At 71.3% G+C, this 20,189-nt stretch carries 22 protein-coding genes; 13 read left to right on the plus strand and 9 right to left on the minus strand.

Annotated features, from left to right (window positions below; all coding sequences use genetic code 11):
* The first annotated feature begins 89 nt into the window (after positions 1–89).
* From argC to CU044_RS34470, 5 genes are read left to right on the plus strand one after another with little or no spacing between them, the layout of a single operon-like run.
* A complete protein-coding gene (gene argC, locus CU044_RS34450; RefSeq protein WP_129772672.1) occupies positions 90–1,127 on the plus strand; it encodes an N-acetyl-gamma-glutamyl-phosphate reductase in 1,038 nt (345 codons plus the stop codon).
* Entirely contained in the window at positions 1,124–2,323 is a 1,200-nt protein-coding gene (argJ, locus tag CU044_RS34455; RefSeq protein ID WP_129772673.1) for a bifunctional glutamate N-acetyltransferase/amino-acid acetyltransferase ArgJ, read from the plus strand. The genes argC and argJ overlap by 4 nt, the downstream gene beginning before the upstream one ends.
* The gene (gene argB, locus CU044_RS34460; protein ID WP_129772674.1) at positions 2,320–3,225 is read left to right on the plus strand and encodes an acetylglutamate kinase; all 906 of its coding nucleotides are present in this window, start codon (positions 2,320–2,322) and stop codon (positions 3,223–3,225) included. The genes argJ and argB overlap by 4 nt, the downstream gene beginning before the upstream one ends.
* The gene (locus tag CU044_RS34465) at positions 3,222–4,415 is read left to right on the plus strand and encodes an acetylornithine transaminase (RefSeq protein ID WP_129772675.1); all 1,194 of its coding nucleotides are present in this window, start codon (positions 3,222–3,224) and stop codon (positions 4,413–4,415) included. The genes argB and CU044_RS34465 overlap by 4 nt, the downstream gene beginning before the upstream one ends.
* 14 nt (positions 4,416–4,429) lie before the next feature.
* Positions 4,430–4,966, plus strand: coding sequence for an arginine repressor (locus CU044_RS34470; RefSeq protein ID WP_129772676.1), 537 nt, complete (start codon positions 4,430–4,432; stop codon positions 4,964–4,966).
* 66 nt (positions 4,967–5,032) lie between these two features.
* Here the strand turns inward: CU044_RS34470 and CU044_RS34475 are convergent, their stop codons facing one another.
* From CU044_RS34475 to CU044_RS34495, 5 genes are all read right to left on the minus strand, one after another.
* Entirely contained in the window at positions 5,033–5,806 is a 774-nt protein-coding gene (locus tag CU044_RS34475; protein WP_240046007.1) for an FAD:protein FMN transferase, read from the minus strand.
* Positions 5,806–6,291, minus strand: a complete 486-nt coding sequence (locus CU044_RS34480) for an FMN-binding protein (RefSeq protein ID WP_240046008.1) — start codon at positions 6,289–6,291, stop codon at positions 5,806–5,808. Before CU044_RS34480 ends, CU044_RS34475 begins: the two co-directional genes overlap by 1 nt.
* Positions 6,292–6,308: 17 nt before the next feature.
* On the minus strand, positions 6,309–7,676 hold the full coding sequence (locus tag CU044_RS34485; protein WP_129772847.1) for a ferric reductase-like transmembrane domain-containing protein: 1,368 nt from the start codon (positions 7,674–7,676) through the stop codon (positions 6,309–6,311).
* A 109-nt stretch (positions 7,677–7,785) separates the two neighbouring features.
* The gene (locus tag CU044_RS34490) at positions 7,786–8,517 is read right to left on the minus strand and encodes a L,D-transpeptidase family protein (protein WP_129772677.1); all 732 of its coding nucleotides are present in this window, start codon (positions 8,515–8,517) and stop codon (positions 7,786–7,788) included.
* A gap of 130 nt (positions 8,518–8,647) precedes the next feature.
* Positions 8,648–9,229 carry a pyridoxamine 5'-phosphate oxidase family protein gene (locus CU044_RS34495; RefSeq protein ID WP_129772678.1) on the minus strand — a complete coding sequence of 194 codons (582 nt, stop codon included), beginning with the start codon at positions 9,227–9,229 and terminating at the stop codon, positions 8,648–8,650.
* Between the two features lie 83 nt (positions 9,230–9,312).
* On the opposite strand from CU044_RS34495, the gene CU044_RS34500 reads away from it, so the two are divergent.
* The 3 genes from CU044_RS34500 to argH all read left to right on the plus strand — a co-directional run bounded on the left by CU044_RS34500 (position 9,313) and on the right by argH (position 12,478).
* Complete coding sequence (locus CU044_RS34500) at positions 9,313–9,711, plus strand: DUF488 family protein (protein ID WP_129772679.1); 399 nt, start codon at positions 9,313–9,315, stop codon at positions 9,709–9,711.
* Between the two features lie 62 nt (positions 9,712–9,773).
* Entirely contained in the window at positions 9,774–10,967 is a 1,194-nt protein-coding gene (locus CU044_RS34505; protein ID WP_129772680.1) for an argininosuccinate synthase, read from the plus strand.
* Positions 10,968–11,050: 83 nt separating this feature from the next.
* Positions 11,051–12,478, plus strand: a complete 1,428-nt coding sequence (gene argH, locus CU044_RS34510) for an argininosuccinate lyase (RefSeq protein WP_129772681.1) — start codon at positions 11,051–11,053, stop codon at positions 12,476–12,478.
* A gap of 55 nt (positions 12,479–12,533) precedes the next feature.
* Here the strand turns inward: argH and CU044_RS34515 are convergent, their stop codons facing one another.
* The gene (locus CU044_RS34515) at positions 12,534–13,070 is read right to left on the minus strand and encodes a hypothetical protein (protein ID WP_129772682.1); all 537 of its coding nucleotides are present in this window, start codon (positions 13,068–13,070) and stop codon (positions 12,534–12,536) included.
* A gap of 116 nt (positions 13,071–13,186) precedes the next feature.
* On the opposite strand from CU044_RS34515, the gene CU044_RS34520 reads away from it, so the two are divergent.
* Both CU044_RS34520 and CU044_RS34525 read left to right on the plus strand, forming a co-directional pair.
* Positions 13,187–13,735: a helix-turn-helix domain-containing protein gene (locus CU044_RS34520; RefSeq protein WP_129772683.1), complete on the plus strand. Its 549-nt coding sequence runs from the start codon at positions 13,187–13,189 to the stop codon at positions 13,733–13,735.
* Complete coding sequence (locus CU044_RS34525; protein WP_129772684.1) at positions 13,732–15,303, plus strand: MFS transporter; 1,572 nt, start codon at positions 13,732–13,734, stop codon at positions 15,301–15,303. The genes CU044_RS34520 and CU044_RS34525 overlap by 4 nt, the downstream gene beginning before the upstream one ends.
* 55 nt (positions 15,304–15,358) lie before the next feature.
* Here CU044_RS34525 and CU044_RS34530 read toward each other — a convergent pair whose 3' ends face one another.
* Positions 15,359–15,988, minus strand: a complete 630-nt coding sequence (locus tag CU044_RS34530) for a lysophospholipid acyltransferase family protein (RefSeq protein ID WP_240046022.1) — start codon at positions 15,986–15,988, stop codon at positions 15,359–15,361.
* Between the two features lie 277 nt (positions 15,989–16,265).
* On the opposite strand from CU044_RS34530, the gene CU044_RS34535 reads away from it, so the two are divergent.
* From CU044_RS34535 to CU044_RS34545, 3 genes are all read left to right on the plus strand, one after another.
* Complete coding sequence (locus CU044_RS34535) at positions 16,266–17,429, plus strand: glycerophosphodiester phosphodiesterase (RefSeq protein WP_129772686.1); 1,164 nt, start codon at positions 16,266–16,268, stop codon at positions 17,427–17,429.
* Between the two features lie 194 nt (positions 17,430–17,623).
* On the plus strand, positions 17,624–18,154 hold the full coding sequence (locus CU044_RS34540) for a sigma-70 family RNA polymerase sigma factor (RefSeq protein WP_129772848.1): 531 nt from the start codon (positions 17,624–17,626) through the stop codon (positions 18,152–18,154).
* 37 nt (positions 18,155–18,191) lie between these two features.
* Positions 18,192–18,710, plus strand: coding sequence for a GNAT family N-acetyltransferase (locus CU044_RS34545; RefSeq protein ID WP_129772687.1), 519 nt, complete (start codon positions 18,192–18,194; stop codon positions 18,708–18,710).
* A gap of 75 nt (positions 18,711–18,785) precedes the next feature.
* Here the strand turns inward: CU044_RS34545 and CU044_RS34550 are convergent, their stop codons facing one another.
* On the minus strand, positions 18,786–19,256 hold the full coding sequence (locus tag CU044_RS34550) for a hypothetical protein (protein ID WP_129772688.1): 471 nt from the start codon (positions 19,254–19,256) through the stop codon (positions 18,786–18,788).
* 4 nt (positions 19,257–19,260) lie between these two features.
* On the minus strand, positions 19,261–19,620 hold the full coding sequence (locus CU044_RS34555; protein WP_129772689.1) for a hypothetical protein: 360 nt from the start codon (positions 19,618–19,620) through the stop codon (positions 19,261–19,263).
* Positions 19,621–20,189: the final 569 nt, after the last annotated feature.

The following is a 20,189-nucleotide window of genomic DNA, read 5'->3' on the forward strand; positions in this document are numbered from 1 at the left end:
GACCGACGGCCACGGCGCCCTCCCGATCAGTCATTGCATAAAGCTGCGGAGAAACGTATAGTCATGCCATCACTGAGGAGGGTTTTTCGATGGCTGTACGTTCGGTGCGCGCCGCGGTGGCGGGGGCCAGTGGGTACGCGGGCGGGGAGCTGCTCCGTCTGCTTCTCGGCCACCCCGGGATCGAGATCGGAGCCCTCACCGGCAACTCCAACGCGGGCCGGCGGCTCGGTGGACTTCAGCCGCATCTGCTGCCGCTGGCCGACCGGGTGCTGGCGGAGACCACGTCCGAGGTGCTCGCCGGCCATGAGGTCGTCTTCCTCGCGCTGCCGCACGGCGAGTCCGCGGCCGTCGCCGAGCAGCTCGGCGACGAGGTGCTCGTCATCGACATGGGCGCCGACTTCCGGCTGAAGGACGCGGCCGACTGGGAGCGGTTCTACGGGTCCGCACATGCCGGGACCTGGCCGTACGGCCTTCCCGAGCTGCCGGGCGCCCGCGCCGCGCTGGAGGGGTCCAAGCGCGTCGCGGTGCCCGGCTGCTATCCCACCGCCGTCTCGCTCGCGCTCTTCCCGGCGTACGTGGCGGGGCTGGCCGAGCCCGAGGCCGTGATCACCGCCGCGTCCGGTACCTCGGGCGCCGGCAAGGCGGCCAAGCCGCATCTGCTCGGCTCCGAGGTCATGGGCTCCATGAGCCCGTACGGGGTCGGCGGCGGACACCGGCACACCCCCGAGATGATCCAGAACCTGAGCGAGGCCGCGGGGCAGCGCGTCACCGTCTCCTTCACACCCACCCTCGCCCCCATGCCCCGCGGCATCCTCGCCACCTGCTCCGCCAAGGCGAAGCCCGGCACCACGGCGCAGGAGGTCAGGGCCGCGTACGAGAAGGCCCTCGCGGACGAGCCCTTCGTCCGGCTGCTCCCCGAGGGGCAGTGGCCCGCCACGGCGTCCGTCCACGGTTCCAACGCCGTACAGATCCAGGTCGCGTACGACGAGTCCGCGGGCCGCATCATCGCGATCAGCGCCATCGACAACCTCACCAAGGGCACCGCCGGCGGCGCCGTGCAGAGCATGAACATCGCCCTCGGACTCCCCGAGGACACCGGACTTTCCACGATCGGAGTGGCACCTTGAGCGTCACCGCAGCGAAGGGGTTCACGGCGGCGGGCATCGCCGCCGGAATCAAGGAGAACGGCGGCCCGGACCTGGCCCTCGTGGTCAACAACGGTCCGCGCCGCGCCGCCGCGGGCGTCTTCACCTCCAACCGTGTCAAGGCCGCTCCCGTCCTCTGGTCCGAGCAGGTCCTCAAGGGCGGCGCGGTGACCGCCGTCGTCCTCAACTCCGGTGGAGCCAACGCCTGTACGGGGCCGAAGGGCTTCCAGGACACCCACGCCACCGCCGAGAAGGCCGCCGAGGTCCTCAGCGGCCTGAGCACGGACGGCCGGAGCGCGGACGGCCTGAGCACGGACGGCCACAGCGCCGGTGAGATCGCCGTCGCCTCCACCGGGCTGATCGGCCTGCCGCTCCCCATGGACAAGCTGCTCCCCGGCATCGAGAAGGCCGCCACCGAACTCTCCGCGCACGGCGGCGAGAAGGCCGCCATCGCCATCAAGACCACCGACACGGTGCACAAGACCGCGGTGGTCCAGGGGGACGGCTGGACGGTCGGCGGCATGGCCAAGGGCGCGGGCATGCTCGCCCCCGGCCTCGCCACCATGCTCGTCGTCCTCACCACCGACGCCGACGTCGAGGCGCCCGGCCTGGACACCGCGCTGCGCGCCGCCACCCGTACCACCTTCGACCGCGTCGACTCCGACGGCTGCATGTCCACCAACGACACCGTGCTACTGCTCGCCTCCGGCGCGTCCGGGGTGACGCCGGGCCACGAGGAGTTCGCCGAGGCGGTCCGTACGGTCTGCGCCGATCTGGCGCGCCAGCTGATCGGCGACGCCGAGGGCGCCTCCAAGGACATCCGCATCGAGGTGATCAACGCCGCGACCGAGGACGACGCCGTCGAGGTGGGCCGCTCCATCGCCCGTAACAACCTCCTCAAGTGCGCCATCCACGGCGAGGACCCCAACTGGGGCCGGGTGCTCTCCGCCATCGGCACCACCGGCGCCGTCTTCGAGCCCGACCGGCTCAATGTCGCCATCAACGACGTCTGGGTCTGCCGGAACGGCTCCGTCGGAGAGGACCGCGACCTCGTCGACATGCGGTACCGCGAGGTACGGGTCACCGCCGACCTCGCCGCGGGCACGGACTCCGCGGTCATCTGGGCCAACGACCTCACCGCCGAGTACGTCCACGAGAACAGCGCGTACAGCTCATGACCGCCCGTAAGCACACCGCGCTGCCCAAGGCGCAGATCCTCATCGAGGCGCTGCCCTGGCTCACCCGGCACAACGAGAAGACCGTCGTCATCAAGTTCGGCGGCAACGCCATGATCGACGAGGACCTGAAGGCCGCCTTCGCGCAGGACGTCGTCTTCCTGCGGCAGGCCGGCCTGAAGCCGGTCGTCGTGCACGGCGGCGGTCCGCAGATCAGCGCCCAGCTCGACCGGCACGGTCTGGTCAGCGAGTTCAAGGCCGGACTGCGGGTCACCACGCCCGAGGCGATGGACGTCGTACGGATGGTCCTCGCCGGGCAGGTCCAGCGCGAGCTGGTCGGACTGCTCAACCAGCACGGCCCGCTCGCCGTCGGGATGACCGGCGAGGACGCGCACACCATCTCCGCCACCCGGCACCAGCCGCGGATCGACGGAGAGCTGGTCGACATCGGCCGGGTCGGCGAGATCACCGCGATCAACACGGGCGCCATCGAAGCGCTGCTGGCGGACGGCCGGATCCCGGTCATCTCCTCCATCGCGCGCAGCGCCGACGACGGCCATGTCTACAACGTCAACGCCGACACCGCCGCCGCCGCGCTCGCCGCCGCGCTGGGTGCCGAGACGCTGATGGTCCTCACCGATGTCGAGGGGCTGTACGAGGACTGGCCGAACAGCGACGACGTGATCAGCCGGCTCACGGCCACCGAGCTGGAGAAGCTGCTGCCCGAGCTGTCCAGCGGCATGGTGCCGAAGATGGAGGGCTGTCTGTTCGCCGTACGCAACGGCGTCACGACCGCGCGCGTCCTGGACGGCCGGGTCCCGCACTCGATCCTGCTGGAGATCTTCACCGACGAGGGCATCGGCACGATGGTCGTGCCCGACGGACAGGAAGGGGCTACGAAGTGACCGGCAACGAGGACCTCGCGCAGCGCTGGCGGAGCGTCATGGCGGACAACTACGGTACGCCGAAGCTGTCTCTCGTCCACGGAGAGGGAGCCACGGTCCGGGACGCGGACGGTGTCGCGTACACCGACTTCGTCGGCGGGATCGCGGTCAACGCCCTCGGCCACGCGCACCCCGCCGTCGTCGAGGCCGTCTCCCGTCAGATCGCGTCCCTCGGCCATGTCTCCAACCTCTTCATCGCCGAGCCGCCGGTCGCGCTCGCCGAGCGGCTGATCCAGCTCTTCGGCCGCCCCGGCCGGGTCTTCTTCTGCAACTCCGGCGCGGAGGCGAACGAAGCGGCCTTCAAGATCGGCCGGCTGACGGGCCGTTCGCACATGGTCGCCACCGACGGCGGCTTCCACGGCCGGACGATGGGCGCGCTGGCCCTCACCGGCCAGCCCGCGAAGCAGGAGCCCTTCCGGCCGCTGCCCGGTGATGTCACCCATGTCCCGTACGGGGACGCCGAGGCGCTGCGCGCCGCGGTCACCGAGGAGACGGCCCTCGTGATCATCGAGCCGATCCAGGGCGAGAACGGCGTGGTCGTCCCGCCCAAGGGCTATCTGGAGGCGGCCAGGGAGATCACCCGCGCCACCGGCACACTGCTGGTCCTGGACGAGGTCCAGACCGGCATCGGCCGGACGGGGCACTGGTTCGAGTACCAGGCGCACCAGGGCGTCGAGCCCGATGTCGTCACCCTCGCCAAGGGCCTCGGCGGCGGTCTGCCGCTCGGCGCGGCCGTCGCCTTCGGGGACGCGGCCGAGCTGCTCAGGCCCGGCCAGCACGGTACGACGTTCGGCGGCAACCCGGTCGCCTGCGCCGCCGGACTCGCCGTCCTCGACACGCTCGCCGCCGGCGGACTCCTGGACCAGGTGAAGCGGCTCGGCGAGAAACTGCGGAACGGTATCGAGGGTCTCGGCCATCCGCTGGTCTCCCATGTCCGCGGCTCGGGCCTGCTCCTGGGTATCGTGCTCACCGAGCCACTCGCGCCCCAGGTGCAACAGGCGGCTCAGAGTGCCGGGTTCCTCGTGAACGTGCCCGCTCCGGACGTCGTACGGCTGATGCCCCCGCTGATCATCGGCGACACCGAGGTGGACGCGTTCCTGGGCGCGCTGCCCGGCGTTCTCGGCACAGCCGACGGGGACGGAAGATCCTGAGAAACGAGACGACGATGACCGAGGCCCAGGACACCGAGCACGGCGGGCAGTCCGTACCGCAGACCAGAACCGCCCGCCACCGCAGGATCGTCGACATCCTCAACCGGCAGCCGGTGCGTTCCCAGAGCCAGCTGGCGAAGGTGCTCGCGGACGACGGGCTGAGCGTCACACAGGCGACGCTCTCCAGGGACCTGGACGAGCTGGGCGCGGTCAAGATCCGCAACACCGGCGGTGAGTTGATCTACGCGGTCCCGAGCGAGGGCGGCTTCCGTACCCCGCACGCCCCGCTCGGGGAGTCGGCGAAGGAGGAGCGGATGCGCCGGCTCGCCGGTGAACTGCTCATCTCCGCCGAGGCGTCGGCCAATCTCGTCGTGCTGCGTACACCGCCGGGCGCGGCCCAGTTCCTCGCCTCGGCCATCGACCAGGCGGAGTTGAGCGACATCCTGGGCACCATCGCGGGGGACGACACCCTGATGCTGATCAGCCGCGACCCGGCGGGCGGCCAGGCGCTCGCGGACCATCTGCTGAAGCTCGCCCAGAACGTCCGCTGACGGCACGGGAGTTCAGAGCCCCGCTCGCGGGGCCGTTCCACGATCCGGCCGTGGATCCGGTTCCGTTCAGGCGCTGACCTTGGCGACATAGCGGTGGAAGCCGCTCGTCGTCCACGTACGGCCGTCGGGCATGACGGCGAAGCCCTCGGCGCCCGGCAGCGCCTCCAGCCAGCCGCGCGCCCGCTCGCCCATCGCGTACGCGGCCGTGGCGCGGGTGTCGGCCGTGGTCAGCCCCTCCGGGCAGACCACGGTGACCGAGGCGAGCCCGCCGACCGGCGGCCGGCCCGTGTACGGATCGATGACATGGCAGCCGCGCTCGGCGGGCCCCGAGGTGGCCACGCCCAGCCCCTCCCCGGACTCGATCACCGTGGCCAGCCCGCCGGGGCGCAGCGGGTCGGAGATCCCCACCCGCCAGGGTCCGCCGAGCAGTTGGATGTCGCCACCGCCGTTGAGACACACCGAACCGGCCCCGGACGAGGCGATCATCCGTACCGCGCGCTCCACCGCCCACCCCTTCACCAGCCCCGTCGGATCGAGGCCGCCCGCGTAGCGGGAGGTGAACCAGCCCGCGCTCTCCCGCTCCGCCGCCGCGCACAGCTCCAGGACCTCGACGACCTCGCGCGCGCACGCGGACAGGGCCAGCTCTCCCCTGCCCAGGCGCAGGATCTGGCTGTCGGGCCGGAAGGCCGAGAAGAGTTCGTCGGCGCGGTGCAGCGACGCCACGGCCGCGTGCAGTCCCGCGCGGACCCGGGGCTCGTCCCGTACCCCGCGGATGTCGAACGAGAAGACCGTGCCCATCGACTCCTCGACATGGCGCAGCCGGGCGGTGTCGTGCGCCATCAGACACCCGCCTTGTCGAGCGCGCTCTGTAGGGAGTCCCGGTAACCCCGGCTGGTGTAGCTGGCTCCGGAGACGGCGTCGATCCGCGCGTTCTGGGCGGTGACGGCCGCCTGGTTGAGCCGGGGGACGGCGTCGGCGGTGACCGACTGGCTGCGCGCGTCGGCGCCGGGAGCCTGGACCGCCTCGGCGCCGGTGATCGTGGAACCGTCCAGGGTGATCCGGACCTGGACGGGCCCGTACTGGGTGTCCACGGCATCCCCGACCACGGCCCGCGAGCCCCCGGCGGCGGACTCCCCGCCCCCGGGGCCGGAGGCGCCCGCCGTGGCGGACACCCCGGTGCCCGCCCCCGCCGCGCCCGCTCCTGCCCCCGCGCCCGCCGCCACCGGCGACCCGCCGGGCTGCTTCAGGGCCAGCAGCAGGACAACGCCCGACACGGTCGCGGCGACACCGATCATGGTCCGCCGGAGCGGATGCCGCGTGGCCATCGGTTTCATCGGCTGCCTCACATTTCGAAGGACTCGTGATGGATACGACGGGTGGGCACGCCCGCCTCGCGCAGTGCCTCGTACGACTGACGTGCGAGCCCGGCCGGCCCGCAGAGATAGACATCGTGGTCCTCGATGTCCGGCAGCAGCTCCCGCAGCCGCCGCGGGGTGATCTCCGGCCGGACACCGTCCGGCCCGTTGACCGCGTACAGCAGCCGGGCGCCGCGCGCCGACGCGATCTCCCGCAGCTCCGCCCAGAGCGCCAGGTCCTCGGTCTTGCCCGCCCGGTAGAGCAGCGTCAGATCACCGGGCCCACCGGGCAGCGTCTCGAACAGCGCCCGCATCGGGGTGATCCCGGCGCCGCCCGCGATCATCAGCACCTTCTCCCTGCTGCGCCGGGCCGCCGTCAGGGCGCCGTACGGGCCCTCCGCCCAGACCCGGGTGCCCGGCTCCAGCCGGGCCAGGGCCGCGCTGTGCCCGCCGTTCGCCTTGACGGTGATGCGCAGCAGATCGGGCCGGGGCGCCGCCGACAGGGAGTACGGATTGGAGCTCCAGCGCAGCCCGTCCGTGAGGAACCGCCAGCGGAAGAACTGGCCGGGCTGGGCACCGAGCCGGTGCAGCCGTCGGCCGGTGATCAGTACGGAGACCACGCCGGGCGACTCGTACACGGTCTTCTCGACCCGCATCCGGTGCCGCCGGTTGAGCTGGACCGGGGCCAGTACGCGGTACCGGACCAGCAGCGCGCCCGCCGTGCCGTACAGCACGTACCAGACGGTGCGGGCCGTCGGGTTCCCGACGAACTCGGCCCCGGTGGCGAGCTGATGCCAGAACGTCAGATAGACGGCGACGTAGGTGAGCAGATGGAGGTAGTACCAGGTCTCGTAGCGCACCCGGCGGCGCACCGCCCCCGCCGAGACGCCGCCGATCACCAGGAAGACCACGGTCCCGATCGCCGCCTCGGCCATCCTCGGGTAGCCGAGGACGACATCGACGCCCTGCTCCACGAATCCGGTGCCGGCCCGGACCGCGTACCCCCAGACGGTCAGCAGGACATGGGCGAGCACCAGCCCGACCGCGTACCGTCCGGCCCTCGCGTGCCAGCGCGTCACCCGGTCGGAGCCCACCCGCCGCTCCAGCGCGGGGATCCGGGCCATCAGCAGCACCACGATCGCGATCGCGTATCCGCCGAGCAGCCCGGTCAGCCGGCCCGCTCCGGTCAGCCACTCCGCCGCGTCGAGATGGACGACCGGGGTGTTCTGCCACCACAGCGCCAGGACGGCCGCCGCCCCCGCCCAGCAGACCGCCAGCACGGGCAGCGCGCCCGACCGCCGCGGGCGGATCGCGCGCAGGGTCTGCCGTCTGGCGGCCCGGCCGTTGTGCAACATCGCCACAGGACTGCTCCTCCGTTGCCTCCGTGCCCGGCGATACGGATGTGAGCGGCGGAGGGTTCAACGGAAGGCCGGCAGAACTGCCGGGGGCAGCTGCCGGGGCCGGTCAGGAGGCGCTCTCGGCGGCCCTCACGGAGGTGATCGCCGTCGGTCCCGAGGCCGTGCCGATCGCGATATGCGGACGGCGGCCGGGATCGGCCCAGGCCAGGACGGCGCTCATCGCGCCGGACGGTACGGAGACACAGCCGGCGGTCGCGCCCTCGCCGTTGACGTGCAGGAAGATCCCGGCGCCCCGGCCGCGCACCGGCTGGTCGTAGTTGAAGCCGATCACCAGAGCGAGGCGGTACTGGGAGGGGTAGTCGGCCAGCCGCTCGGACTCCGTCGCCCGGCAGTCCGACGGCAGCCCCTCCACCCAGCGGTTGTACGCGCGCGACTCATTGTCCTGGCACCACCAGGACTCCTTCGTCACCGGGCGGTAGCCAACGCGCGTCCCGTCCGGCGCGGGCGCGAGGCCGAACGCGTACGGCAGGTCGTACAGCCCGGTCGGGGTGGTCGAGGTGCCCTGCGTGCGCGACCGGCCCTCGGTCAGCCCGCCCGCCCCGAAGCGCGCCTTGACGGAACCGGCCGCCACCCACCGTGTGCCGCGCCGGTCCCACCAGGTCACCCGGCCGGTGGTCGCCCCGCGCTCCGGGGCCTCGGCGGTGATCAGCTGGCTGCCGCCGCCGGTGTCCGCCATGCGCTCGGGAAGCGGCACCTCGGCGGAGGGCGTCCCGGGGGACGCGGCCGTGAGCGAGGCGACGGTGAGCAGGACGGAACCGAGCACGAGAGCGATGCGCATGCCCGGACCGTACGCCGCGGGGGCTGGATCCGGCCTCTCCGCTGCTCCGAACGGCGCACCGACGCCGCCGTCGAACGGTCGTTCCGTCTGCCCGTCCGTCCGTCTGCCCGTCTGCGTGTCCGACCGACCATCAGTCCGCGCGTGCCGGGAGTGGCAGCGGCAGCGCCGGCAGTCCGTCCACGCTCACTCCGACGTGGTCCTTCTTCGCGCAGTACGCGGCGAACTCCTCGTCCGTCTTCCGGCCGAAGTGCTCGGCGTGCTGGGTGCGCTCCTCCCGGTAGTCCATGAAGGGGACGGCGAAACCGCAGGCGTCACTGACGCGCTCGGCGTGGATCACGATGATCGCGCGGGCACCGGGCCCGTCGGCGTCCGCGAAGAGGCGGATGTACTCGCTCCAGCGCGGGTCGTCCCGGAAGACCGGCTCCCCGCGTCCGTGCACCCGCAGTACCTTGGGCGGTCCGGTGAACGCGCACCACATCAGCGTGATGCGGCCGTTCTCCCGCAGATGCGCGATGGTCTCGGCGCCGCTGCCGCCGAAGTCCAGATAGGCGAGGGTCAGCTCGTCGATCACGACGAGGGTCCCGGCCCGCCCCTTGGGCGAGAGATTGACATGCCCGTCGGCCGCGAGCGGCGCGGTGGCGGTGAAGAAGACGGGCTGTTCCTCGATGAAGGTCCTGATCCTGCCGTCGATCCGTTCGTAGCGCTTACCCATGTGCTGGATTATCGGCGCCGGGGGCCGGGAGGGAAGGCCGTTTCCAACGGGTGGGACGGCCCGGACGGCCACACGATGGAACGATGACGACAGGGCGGAAGACCAAGCACGGCACCGCCGGGCACGAGGTACGCGTGCGCCGGGTGTACGAAGCGCCGGAGCCCGGTGACGGGATCCGGGTACTGGTGGACCGGCTCTGGCCGCGCGGACTGGCAAAGAGCGAGGCCGCACTGGACGAGTGGCTGAAGGACGCCGCGCCCACGGCGGAGCTGCGGAAGTGGTACGGACACGATCCGGAGCGCTTCGGGGAGTTCGCCGGCCGGTACGCCGCCGAACTCGCCGGACCCGGCCCCGAGCGGGCCCTCGCCCGGCTGCGTGAACTGGCCGCCGAGGACACCCTCACCCTGCTCACGGCCACCAAGGACACCCGGTACAGCCATGCCCTCCTGCTCGCCGCGGAGGTCCGCGGGGGAGCACATTGACAAAACAATACGGTGCATCGCATAGTTATACCTGTCAGTGAATGCACCGTAAGGAGAAACCCGTGACCGAGCGCGTCGTACTCGCCTACTCGGGCGGCCTGGACACCTCCGTCGCCATCGGCTGGATCGCCGAGGAGACGGGCGCCGAGGTCATCGCCGTTGCCGTGGACGTCGGCCAGGGCGGCGAGGACCTGGACGTCATCCGCAAGCGCGCGCTCGCCTGCGGTGCCGTCGAAGCCGAGGTCGCGGACGCGAAGGACGAGTTCGCCGAGGAGTACTGCCTCCCGGCGATCAAGGCCAACGCCCTCTACATGGACCGCTACCCGCTGGTCTCCGCACTCTCCCGGCCGACGATCGTCAAGCACCTCGTCGCCGCCGCGAAGAAGCACGGCGCCGGCATCGTCGCCCACGGCTGCACGGGCAAGGGCAACGACCAGGTGCGGTTCGAGGCCGGTATCACCGCGCTCGGCCCGGACCTGAAGTGCATCGCCCCGGTCCGCGACTACGCGATGACCCGTGACAAGGCGATCGCCTTCTGCGAGGAGAAGAACCTCCCGATCGCGACCACCAAGAAGTCCCCGTACTCCATCGACCAGAACGTCTTCGGACGCGCCGTCGAGACGGGCTTCCTGGAGGACATCTGGAACGGCCCGATCGAGGACGTGTACGAGTACACCTCCAACCCGGCCACGCCCCGTGAGGCCGACGAGGTCATCATCTCCTTCAAGGAGGGCGTGCCCGTCGCCATCGACGGCAAGCCCGTCACCGTCCTCCAGGCGATCCAGCAGCTCAACGAGCGGGCGGGCGCCCAGGGCATCGGCCGGATCGACATGGTCGAGGACCGGCTCGTCGGCATCAAGTCCCGCGAGATCTACGAGGCCCCCGGCGCCATCGCGCTGATCACCGCCCACCAGGAGCTGGAGAACGTCACCGTCGAGCGCGAGCTGGCCCGCTACAAGCGGCAGGTCGAGCAGCGCTGGGGCGAGATCGTCTACGACGGCCTGTGGTTCTCCCCGCTCAAGCGCGCCCTGGACGGCTTCATCAACGAGGCCAACCAGCACGTCACCGGCGACATCCGGATGACCCTGCACGGCGGCCGGGCCGTCGTCACCGGCCGTAAGTCGGACGAGTCGCTGTACGACTTCAACCTCGCCACCTACGACTCGGGCGACACCTTCGACCAGTCCAAGGCGCAGGGCTTCATCGAGATCTTCGGCCTCTCGTCGAAGATCGCCGCCCGGCGTGACCTCGCCTGATCCGAGCCGTTTGACAGTCCGCCTCCCCGTTCCTCCGCGGCGGGGAGGCGGTCGCACTTCCCGATCCCTTCTGAGGAGCAGCAGTGAGCAGCAGCAACGGTGATGTCCGGCTCTGGGGCGGCCGGTTCGCCGACGGGCCGTCGGAAGCGCTGGCAGCCCTGTCCGCGTCCGTCCACTTCGACTGGCGGCTCGCGCCGTACGACATCGCCGGCTCCCGCGCCCACGCCCGTGTGCTGCACAAGGCCGGGCTGCTCACCGCCGATGAGCTGACCCGCATGCTGGCCGGTCTGGACCGGCTGGAGGCCGATGTCGCCGACGGCTCGTTCACCGGCACCGTCGCCGACGAGGACGTCCACACCGCGCTGGAGCGCGGGCTGCTGGAGCGGCTCGGCGCCGACCTTGGCGGCAAGCTGCGCGCCGGGCGGTCCCGTAACGACCAGATCGCCACGCTCTTCCGGATGTACCTCCGCGACCACGCCCGGATCATCGGCGCACTGATCGCGGACCTCCAGGACGCGCTGGTCGGTCTCGCCGAAGCGCACCCGGACGTGGCGATGCCCGGCCGTACGCATCTCCAGCACGCCCAGCCCGTCCTCTTCGCCCACCATGTGCTGGCGCACGCGCAGTCGCTGTCGCGGGACGCGGAGCGGCTGCGGCAGTGGGACAAGCGCACGGCGGTCTCCCCGTACGGCTCCGGCGCGCTGGCGGGGTCCTCGCTCGGGCTCGATCCCGAGGCGGTCGCCGCCGATCTCGGCTTCGAGCGCGGCTCGGTGGGGAACTCCATCGACGGCACGGCCTCCCGTGACTTCGTCGCGGAGTTCGCCTTCGTCACCGCGATGATCGGCGTCAACCTGTCGCGGATCGCCGAGGAGATCATTCTCTGGAACACGAAGGAGTTCTCCTTCGTCACCCTCCACGACGCCTTCTCCACCGGCTCCTCGATCATGCCGCAGAAGAAGAACCCGGACATCGCCGAGCTGGCGCGGGGCAAGTCCGGCCGGCTGATCGGCAATCTGACCGGGCTGCTGGCCACGCTGAAGGCGCTGCCGCTCGCGTACAACCGCGATCTCCAGGAGGACAAGGAGCCGGTCTTCGACTCCTGCGACCAGCTGGAGGTCCTGCTGCCCGCCTTCACCGGCATGATGGCGACGCTCACCGTCAACCGGGAGCGGATGGCGGAGCTGGCACCGGCCGGCTTCTCGCTCGCCACGGACATCGCCGAGTGGCTGGTCAGGCAGGGCGTGCCGTTCCGGGTGGCGCACGAGGTCGCGGGGGAGTGCGTCAAGGAGTGCGAGACGCTCGGTATCGAGCTGGCCGAGCTGACGGACGAGCAGTTCGCGAAGATCTCCGAGCACCTCACCCCCGACGTGCGGACGGTGCTCGATGTGGCGGGCTCGCTGGCCTCCCGCAACGGCCGGGGCGGCACGGCCCCGTCGGCCGTCGCCGTCCAGCTCTCCGAGGTCAAGGCCGATCTGGTGATACAGCACGCCTGGGCCGACGCCAAGAAGTAACCGGCTCCTCCGGAACCTCCCCGGCCGCCGGCCACGTGCCGCGGGCCACCAGCCACTACAACGCCGCCGCCCACTCCGCGAGCGTGTCGAAGTCCGGACGGGTCAGCCCGATCCCGGGATCGACACACAGCAACAGGGCGGCGGCGAGGTGGCGTTGGTCCGCCCACGCGCGGTCGTACGAGGTGATCTCGTCGTCGACCCAGGCGAAGGGCCGTCCTGCCGCGTACTCCAGTACGTACGGCGTCTTCCAGAAGGTTCCGAGAGGGGCGCCCCTGCGTTCCGGGCCGGACCACTCGACGTACGGCAGCTCCGGCAGCCCGAGGACCGGCCCGATCCACGCGTTGGCGTCGTCCTCCCACGTGGTGGCCCAGACCAGCTCGTACCGGTCGGCGAGCGCCAGCAGCTCCGCCCCGTGCTCCGGGTTGAGCAGCACGGCCAGCGGCTGGTCCTCGGGCCAGCCCGAGGGCCGCATCCAGTGCCGGGTGTATCCCTCCGGCGCCCGCTCGGCCGTGAGGGCGAGATACGGGTTCAGCGGACCGTCGACATCGATCAGCAGCAGCGGTTTCGTACGCGAGCGCTCACGCGAGTCCATACGCGACTTCATACGCGGGTTCTCTCCCTCTGGGTAGTGCCCCCGGGGCGTCCTGGCAGTGGTTCAGCGCTGTATCGAATGAGACATTCATGTCTCATATGGGTTATGGTCGTCTCATGACGGTCGATCGTGAACAGGTGCTGCGCACCGCTGCCGCCCTTCTCACGCGCAGGGCAACCGCCACCATGGACGAGGTCGCCCGCTCCGTGGGGATAGGCCGAGCCACCCTGCACCGGCACTTCGCCGGGCGCGACGCGCTGATCAAGGCGCTGGAGGAGCTGGGCCTCAGGGAACTGGAGACGGCCCTCGACGGCGCCCGGCTCGACGAGGGCCCGGCGGACGAGGCGCTGCGCCGGCTCATCGCCTGCGTCGAGCCCTCCGCCGGACTGCTCGCCTTCCTTCTCACCGAGAACCAGCTCTTCGAGGGCGACGTCTATGACGGCTGGAACCGCGCCGACGCCCGGATCTCCGCCGTGTTCCGGCGCGGGCAGGAGGAGGGCGCGTTCCGGATCGACCTCAGCCACGCCTGGCTGACGGACGCCTTCTACGGACTGATCAGCGCCGGTGCCTGGACCGTGCACGACGGCCGGGCCGCACCCAAGGATTTCCAGTACATGATCGCCGAGTTGCTGCTCGGCGGAGCGCGACGGAGTGTGACGTCATGACCAGCAGCCATCTCACCGTGACGGAGAGCGATCAGACGCCCCGTCCCGGCCGCTGGATCGCGCTCTCCGTGCTCGTCCTGGCCGTGCTCCTGGTGGCCGTCGACGCCACCGTACTGGGCCTCGCCACCCCGTTCCTCAGCGAGGACCTGAAGCCGACCGGTACCCAGCTCCTCTGGATCGGCGACATCTACTCCTTCGTCATCGCCGGTCTGCTGGTCTCCATGGGCAGCCTCGGCGACCGGATCGGCCGCAAGAAGCTGCTGCTGACGGGCGCGGTCGCGTTCGGCGGGGTCTCCGTACTCAACGCCTACGCGACCACCCCCGAAATGATGATCGTGGCCAGGGCCCTGCTGGGTGTCGCGGGCGCGACGCTGATGCCCGCCACCCTCGCCCTGATCCGCAACATCTTCCACGACCCCAAGGAACGCAGCCTCGCCATCGGTATCTGGGGCGCGATGGCCTCGGCGGGCGCGGCGGTCGGTCCGGTCGTCGGCGGCTTCCTGCTGGAGCACTTCTGGTGGGGCTCGGTCTTCCTGATCAACCTGCCCGTGATGGCCGTCCTGGTGATCGTCGGCATCAAGACGCTGCCCGAGTCGAAGAACCCCGCGCCGGGTCCCTGGGACCTGACCAGCGTGCTGCTCTCGCTGGTCGGCATCGTCGGCGTGGTCTACGCGATCAAGGAAGGGGCGGCGCACGGGCCCGGCTGGAACGTCCTCGTCGTGGGCCTGCTGGGCGCGGGCGCGCTCTACTGGTTCGTACGGCGCCAGCTCACGCTGCCCGCCCCGCTGCTCGACATACGGCTCTTCCACCACCGGGGCTTCTCCGGCGCGGTACTGGCCGACCTGCTGACCATCCTCGGCCTCTCCGGGCTGGTCTTCTTCCTGTCGCAGTATCTCCAGCTCGTGCAGGGCCGCCGGCCGCTGGAGGCGGGGCTCGCCGAACTGCCCGCCGCCGTCGGCGCGGTGGTGGCCGGACTCCTCGCGGGGAACGTCGCACGCCGTTACTCCGTACGGTCCGTGGTGGCCGGCGGGCTCGCGGCGATCGGGCTGTCCCTCGCCGCGCTGGTCACGATCAGCCAGTCCACCGGCTATCCGCTCCTCGGCGCCGTCCTGCTGGTCGTCGGCGTAGGCGCGGGCTTCTCGTTCACCGTCACCGCCGATGTCATCCTCTCCAGCGTCCCCAAGGAGCACGCCGGTTCCGCCTCCGCCGTGTCGGAGACGGCGTACGAACTGGGCGCGGCGCTCGGCATCGCGGTGCTCGGCTCGATCGTCACCGGCGTCTACCGGGGCTTCCCCACTCCGTCAGGTATCCCGGCCGACGCGGCCTCGGCCGCGCACGAGTCCCTGGGCGGCGCCGTCGAGGCGGCCGCCGGACTCCCCGGGCACTCCGGCGCGGCGCTGGTGGCGGCGGCGCAGGAGGCGTTCGTGGACGGCCTGCGCTTCGCGGCGGGGGCGGGCGCGGTGGTGCTGCTGGCCACGTCGGTGGCGGCCTGGTTCCTGCTGCGCGGCCAGAAGCTGGAGGAAGGCGTGGAGCACCAGCGAGGTCACCGCGAAGACGCGGAGCGCTGACGGGGTGTCGGGGTGTCGGGCGCGGCGGGAGAGCTCTCCCGCCGCGCCCGGCGGGTTACGCCGCCTTCGCCTTCGTGGCGTACATGTCCACGTACTCCTGCCCCGACAGCCCCATGACCTCGGTCATCACCGAGTCCGTCACCGCCCGCAGCACATAGCGGTCGCGGTCCATGCCCTCGTACCGCGAGAACTCCATCGGCTTGCCGAAGCGCACGGTCACCTTGCCCGTCCTGGGCATGCCCGAGCCGTTCGGCTGGAGCTTGTCCGTACCGATCATCGCGAAGGGCACCACCGGGGCGCCCGTCATCAGCGTCAGCCGCGCGATGCCCGTACGGCCCCGGTACAGCCGGCCGTCGGGGGAGCGGGTGCCCTCCGGGTAGATACCGAAGATATTGCCCCCCTCCAGGATCCGACGGCCCGTCATCAGCGCCGCCACCCCGCCCCGGCCGCCGTCGCGGTCCACCGGGATCATGCCCACACCGGTGAAGAACCAGGCCATCAGCCGGCCCTTGAGGCCCTTGCCCGTGACGTACTCGTCCTTGCCGATGAAGAAGACCTGACGGTCGCAGACCAGCGGCAGGATCATCGAGTCGATGAAGGTGAGATGGTTGCCTGCGAGGATCACCGGCCCGCTCCCCGGAATGTTCTCGGCGCCTTCCACACGGGTGCGGAACATCAGGCGCATGATCGGTCCGAGCGCTGCCTTGATGAGCGCGAAGCGGGACAACGGGTCCTCCGGTGTCGTGCGATGTTGTTGGACGGCCGAGTAAATCTCTGCAGGTGAGGACGGTACTCGCAACTCCACACGAGCGCACATCGGGTTCACCGACCCGATACGCGCTGTTGACGTGAGTTTTCGCCACGTTCGCCCAGGGTCTCCCGTACGGAAGGCGAGGCCGCCTACGCTCGGCCCTCGTTTGGCAGTCGTTGACAGGTGCGGGACATCACATCGAGGAGCGTTCATGACACAGGGTGCGCGGAATACGCCCGGACGGCGGACCGTACTGGGAGCGGCGGTGCTCGGCTCGGCGGCCGTGGCGCTGCCCGCCTCGGCGCAGGCGGCCGAGCAAGCCGCCGAACGCGGACGAGGCGGCCACGGACCGGCGAGGCCGGCCCTGCCCGTACCCACGATCATCGGCCACCGCGGCGCCAGCGGCTACCGTCCCGAGCACACCCTCGGCTCGTACCAGCTCGCCCTCGACCTCGGCGCGCATGTGATCGAGCAGGACCTGGTGCCCACCAAGGACGGCCATCTGGTGTGCCGTCACGAGAACGACATCACGGCCACGACCGATGTCGCGGACCACCCGGAGTTCGCGGGCCGCAAGACCACCAAGAGCGTCGACGGCGTCAGCCTCACCGGCTGGTTCACCGAGGACTTCACGCTCGCCGAGCTGAAGACGCTGCGCGCCAAGGAGCGCATCCCCGGCGTCCGGCAGCGCAACACCCTCTACGACGGCCGCTGGGAGATCCCCACCTTCGAGGAGGTGCTGCGCTGGGCGGACGAGCAGGGCCGCCGCCTCGGCCGCAAGATCTGGCTGTACACCGAGACCAAGCACCCCACCTACTTCCGCGGTCTCGGCCTCGGCCTGGAGGAGCCCCTCGCGAAGCTGCTGCGCCGCTACGGGCGCGACCGCAAGGACTCCGCCATATTCCTCCAGTCCTTCGAGCCGAGCAGCATGCAGCGGATGGCGAAGCTGGTCTCCTCGCCGCGCGTCGTCCTGCTCGACGCCGCCGGCACCCGCCCGTGGGACTTCAAGGTCGCGAACGACCCGCGTACCGTCGCCGATCTGGTCAAGCCCGAGGGCCTGAAGTGGATCGCGTCCTTCGCGCAGGGCATCGGCCCGACGCTCGACCTGATCATCCCGAAGGACGCCGCGGGCAAGCTGGGCACGCCCACCACGCTCGTACGGGACGCGCACGCCAAGGGGCTGATCCTCCACCCGTACACGCTGCGCGACGAGAACTCCTTCCTGCCGGCCGACTTCCGGCGCGGTACGGACCCGAACGCGTACGGCGACGCCTTCGGCGCGTTCCGGGCCTACTTCGAGCAGGGCATCGACGGCATCTTCACCGACAACCCGGACACCGGTCTGCTGGCGCGGGCGGACTTCGTCAGCCGCTGACCGCGCGTGCCCCGGTCGGGTGACCGCCCGGCCGGGGAGCAACCGCCCGCCGTCGCACGGACGTCACGGCGGGCATGACGTCAGTCCGGGCCGCCCGGCCCCTCCCCGCTCCCCGACCGCCCCTGCCCGTGGCGCACCGCCCGCCGGCGGGCACGTACCCGCCGGCGGGCACGCGCTCGTCGGAGTCCGTACGGCTGTCGGAGTCCGCGCGGTCGTCAGCTCTCGTCCACGCGCTGCTTCCGCTGGTGCGCGCGGAGGCGGCGGCGGAGGCGCCGGGCGCCGGGGCCGAGCCGGGAGATCTCGAACAGGCCACCTGGGTACGGCTGCTGGAGCGGCCGTCCGGCGAGCCCTGGCCCGGCGACACCGCGCGCTGGGTACGGGACGTCGTACGGGCGGAGGCCCGCCGAGCCCGGCGCACCGCCGTCCGCGAACTCCCGTACCGCAACGAACCCGCCGCAGGACCCGAGTCCGACCCCGAGGGTGCCGCGCTGCGCACCGACCGGAGGCAGACGCTCCACGCGGCGATCGGCCGTACGCCCGGCCGCTGTCCGCTGGTCCTGACCGCGATGCTGTCGCCGGAGGATCTCACCTACCGCGAGATCGCGGGGGAGTTGGGTATGTCACAGGGCAGTTTGGGACCGTTACGTTCCAGATGCCTGGGATGCCTGCGCAGAATGCTGGCCGCCGAGGTTGCGGCTCCTGAACTCGGGGGAAAGGAGCGGTAGACCACCGGCGGACCAAGTGAGCGGGAGGCATGCACACATGGGCATGAGCGTGACCATCTCAGCGGCGAGAGCGCAGGACGCTGAACAGATCCTGAAGCTGCAGTACCTGTGCTACCAGAACGAGGCCGAGCTGTACGGCGACTACACCATCGAGCCCCTGACCCAGACGCTCGACGACCTGAGGGCCGAACTCGCCGAGGGCCACGGCCTGGTGGCCAGGCTCGGCGACGAAGTGGTGGCGTCGGTGCGCGGCAGTATCGACGCGACGGGCACCGCACGGATAGCCAAGCTCATCGTCCATCCCCGGATGCGGCGCCACGGCCTCGGCGGACGGCTGCTCGACGCCATCGAGACGCACTTCGCGGCCCAGCCGGCCGCCCAGCGCTTCCAGCTCTTCACCGGCCACCGCAGCGAAGGCAATCTGCGGCTCTACCGCAGCCGTGGCTACGCCCCGGTGTCGACGGAGCAGGCGGGTCCGCGCCTGAGGCTCGTCACCCTGGAGAAGGACGCCGCGAAGGAAGCCGCGGCCGTGGGGGCGTACGCCGCCAGCGCCTGACGTGAGGGCGGAATCCCCGGCGGCACGACTCCAGTGGCACGGCCTCAGGGGTACGAAGGGGGTTCCGCTTCTCGATCACCCGGGACGGTGTTCCGCCGCTCGGTCGCCCGGCGCGGGCGGCGGCGCGGTCGCCTGGCGGCGGGACGTGCGCAGCCACAGAATGCCGGTGACCGGCAGCAGCACCGGAATGAAGAGATAGCCCATCCCGTAGTCCGACCAGACGGTGGCGTCCGGGAAGGCCGACGGATCGGCCAGCGTCCACGTCCCCACGGTCAGTACGCCCACCAGCTCCGCGGCGCAGCAGATCAGAGCGGCCTTCCGCGCCGTCTCCCCGCCGCGTACGAGCGTGTAGGTGATGAACGCGTAGACCACGGCGGCGACACTGGAGAGCGCGTAGGCCAGCGGCGCGCGGTCGAATTCCGTGGCGATCTGGTAGGCGGACCGGGAGACCGCGCCGACCGACATCACGCCGTACAGCCAGACCAGCAGCAGTCCGGGCCCCCGGACCAGCCTGACCGGAGCCCCGTCGGCGCCTTCGGTGGTCATGTCGTCAGCCTTCCCAGATGTCATGCAGCCGTACTTCCAGCACGGCCAGGACGACCGCTCCGGCGGCGACCGTGACCGAGCCCCAGCGGGTCCGCTCGCTCAGCGACAGGAACCCGGCCGCGGGCACCGCGAACAGCGCGCCCAGCAGATACGAGACGAAGATCACCGAGCCCTCGTCGGCCTGCTCGCCGCGCGCCAGCTGGACGATCCCGACGACGAGCTGCGCCAGCGCGAGCACCGACACCACGGCCATGCCGATGAAGTGCCAGTCCTTGGTGGGCTGGTCGCGGTAGGCGGCGAAGCCGCACCAGGCGGCGAGGGCGAGCGCGGTCACGGAGACCGCGACCGTCAGGGCGACAAGCATGGGCCGAGCGTATTACGGGGCGAAAGACCCGCCGCGCCCGCCCCCGTGGGGCCGGCGCCACCGCCCCGCGCGGGCGGTCCCCGGGGCGGTGGGCACCGCCCCGGGGACGGTGGCCTTGGCCACAGAGGGCGACCGCTCCGGCCGGTACCCGGCTGCTGCCTTCGTTCTCCACTCCGGGGCATCCGTGCAGGTCACGGCGGGTACGGTGGGTATAGGGACCGGCCGTGACCGACTCCGCGCAGCCTCGTGGACCTCGACGGCGTGTCCGTATGCTGCGACGGCACTGTCCGCTATACGGACAACTCCCGGAGGTCCGAAGGCACGTCTGTTTTACTGACGACATGACCACAACGAGCTACCGCGTCCCCGCGACCGAGGCGAACCACACGCCCGGTGCTCGTTGTCTGTGTCGAATGTGCGCCGGCTGAGGGCCCCTGCCTGAGCCTCGCGCCCCGAAGCGAGACCCGACGGCCGAGCCGCGTCCGGACCTGTGAAGGCCATGAGAGCCATGGCCCGAAGATCCGCCGGCGCATCGTGCCCGCCCCCGCGTGCGCCGCCTCCCGGTCACC

Origin of the sequence: Streptomyces sp. L-9-10, assembly GCF_004151105.1 — a bacterium.
Classification (GTDB): domain Bacteria; phylum Actinomycetota; class Actinomycetes; order Streptomycetales; family Streptomycetaceae; genus Streptomyces.

Bases quoted from the DNA above. Each gene is read 5' to 3' on its own strand.
- argC (WP_129772672.1), top strand. From the start codon at position 90: ATGGCTGTACGTTCGGTGCGCGCCGCGGTGGCGGGGGCCAGTGGGTAC.
- argB (WP_129772674.1), top strand. From the start codon at position 2,320: ATGACCGCCCGTAAGCACACCGCGCTGCCCAAGGCGCAGATCCTCATC.
- CU044_RS34470 (WP_129772676.1), top strand. From the start codon at position 4,430: ATGACCGAGGCCCAGGACACCGAGCACGGCGGGCAGTCCGTACCGCAG.
- CU044_RS34475 (WP_240046007.1), bottom strand. From the start codon at position 5,806: ATGGCGCACGACACCGCCCGGCTGCGCCATGTCGAGGAGTCGATGGGC.
- CU044_RS34480 (WP_240046008.1), bottom strand. From the start codon at position 6,291: ATGGCCACGCGGCATCCGCTCCGGCGGACCATGATCGGTGTCGCCGCG.
- CU044_RS34485 (WP_129772847.1), bottom strand. From the start codon at position 7,676: ATGTTGCACAACGGCCGGGCCGCCAGACGGCAGACCCTGCGCGCGATC.
- CU044_RS34490 (WP_129772677.1), bottom strand. From the start codon at position 8,517: ATGCGCATCGCTCTCGTGCTCGGTTCCGTCCTGCTCACCGTCGCCTCG.
- CU044_RS34495 (WP_129772678.1), bottom strand. From the start codon at position 9,229: ATGGGTAAGCGCTACGAACGGATCGACGGCAGGATCAGGACCTTCATC.
- CU044_RS34500 (WP_129772679.1), top strand. From the start codon at position 9,313: ATGACGACAGGGCGGAAGACCAAGCACGGCACCGCCGGGCACGAGGTA.
- CU044_RS34515 (WP_129772682.1), bottom strand. From the start codon at position 13,070: ATGGACTCGCGTGAGCGCTCGCGTACGAAACCGCTGCTGCTGATCGAT.
- CU044_RS34520 (WP_129772683.1), top strand. From the start codon at position 13,187: ATGACGGTCGATCGTGAACAGGTGCTGCGCACCGCTGCCGCCCTTCTC.
- CU044_RS34525 (WP_129772684.1), top strand. From the start codon at position 13,732: ATGACCAGCAGCCATCTCACCGTGACGGAGAGCGATCAGACGCCCCGT.
- CU044_RS34530 (WP_240046022.1), bottom strand. From the start codon at position 15,988: ATGCGCCTGATGTTCCGCACCCGTGTGGAAGGCGCCGAGAACATTCCG.
- CU044_RS34535 (WP_129772686.1), top strand. From the start codon at position 16,266: ATGACACAGGGTGCGCGGAATACGCCCGGACGGCGGACCGTACTGGGA.
- CU044_RS34545 (WP_129772687.1), top strand. From the start codon at position 18,192: ATGGGCATGAGCGTGACCATCTCAGCGGCGAGAGCGCAGGACGCTGAA.
- CU044_RS34550 (WP_129772688.1), bottom strand. From the start codon at position 19,256: ATGACCACCGAAGGCGCCGACGGGGCTCCGGTCAGGCTGGTCCGGGGG.
- CU044_RS34555 (WP_129772689.1), bottom strand. From the start codon at position 19,620: ATGCTTGTCGCCCTGACGGTCGCGGTCTCCGTGACCGCGCTCGCCCTC.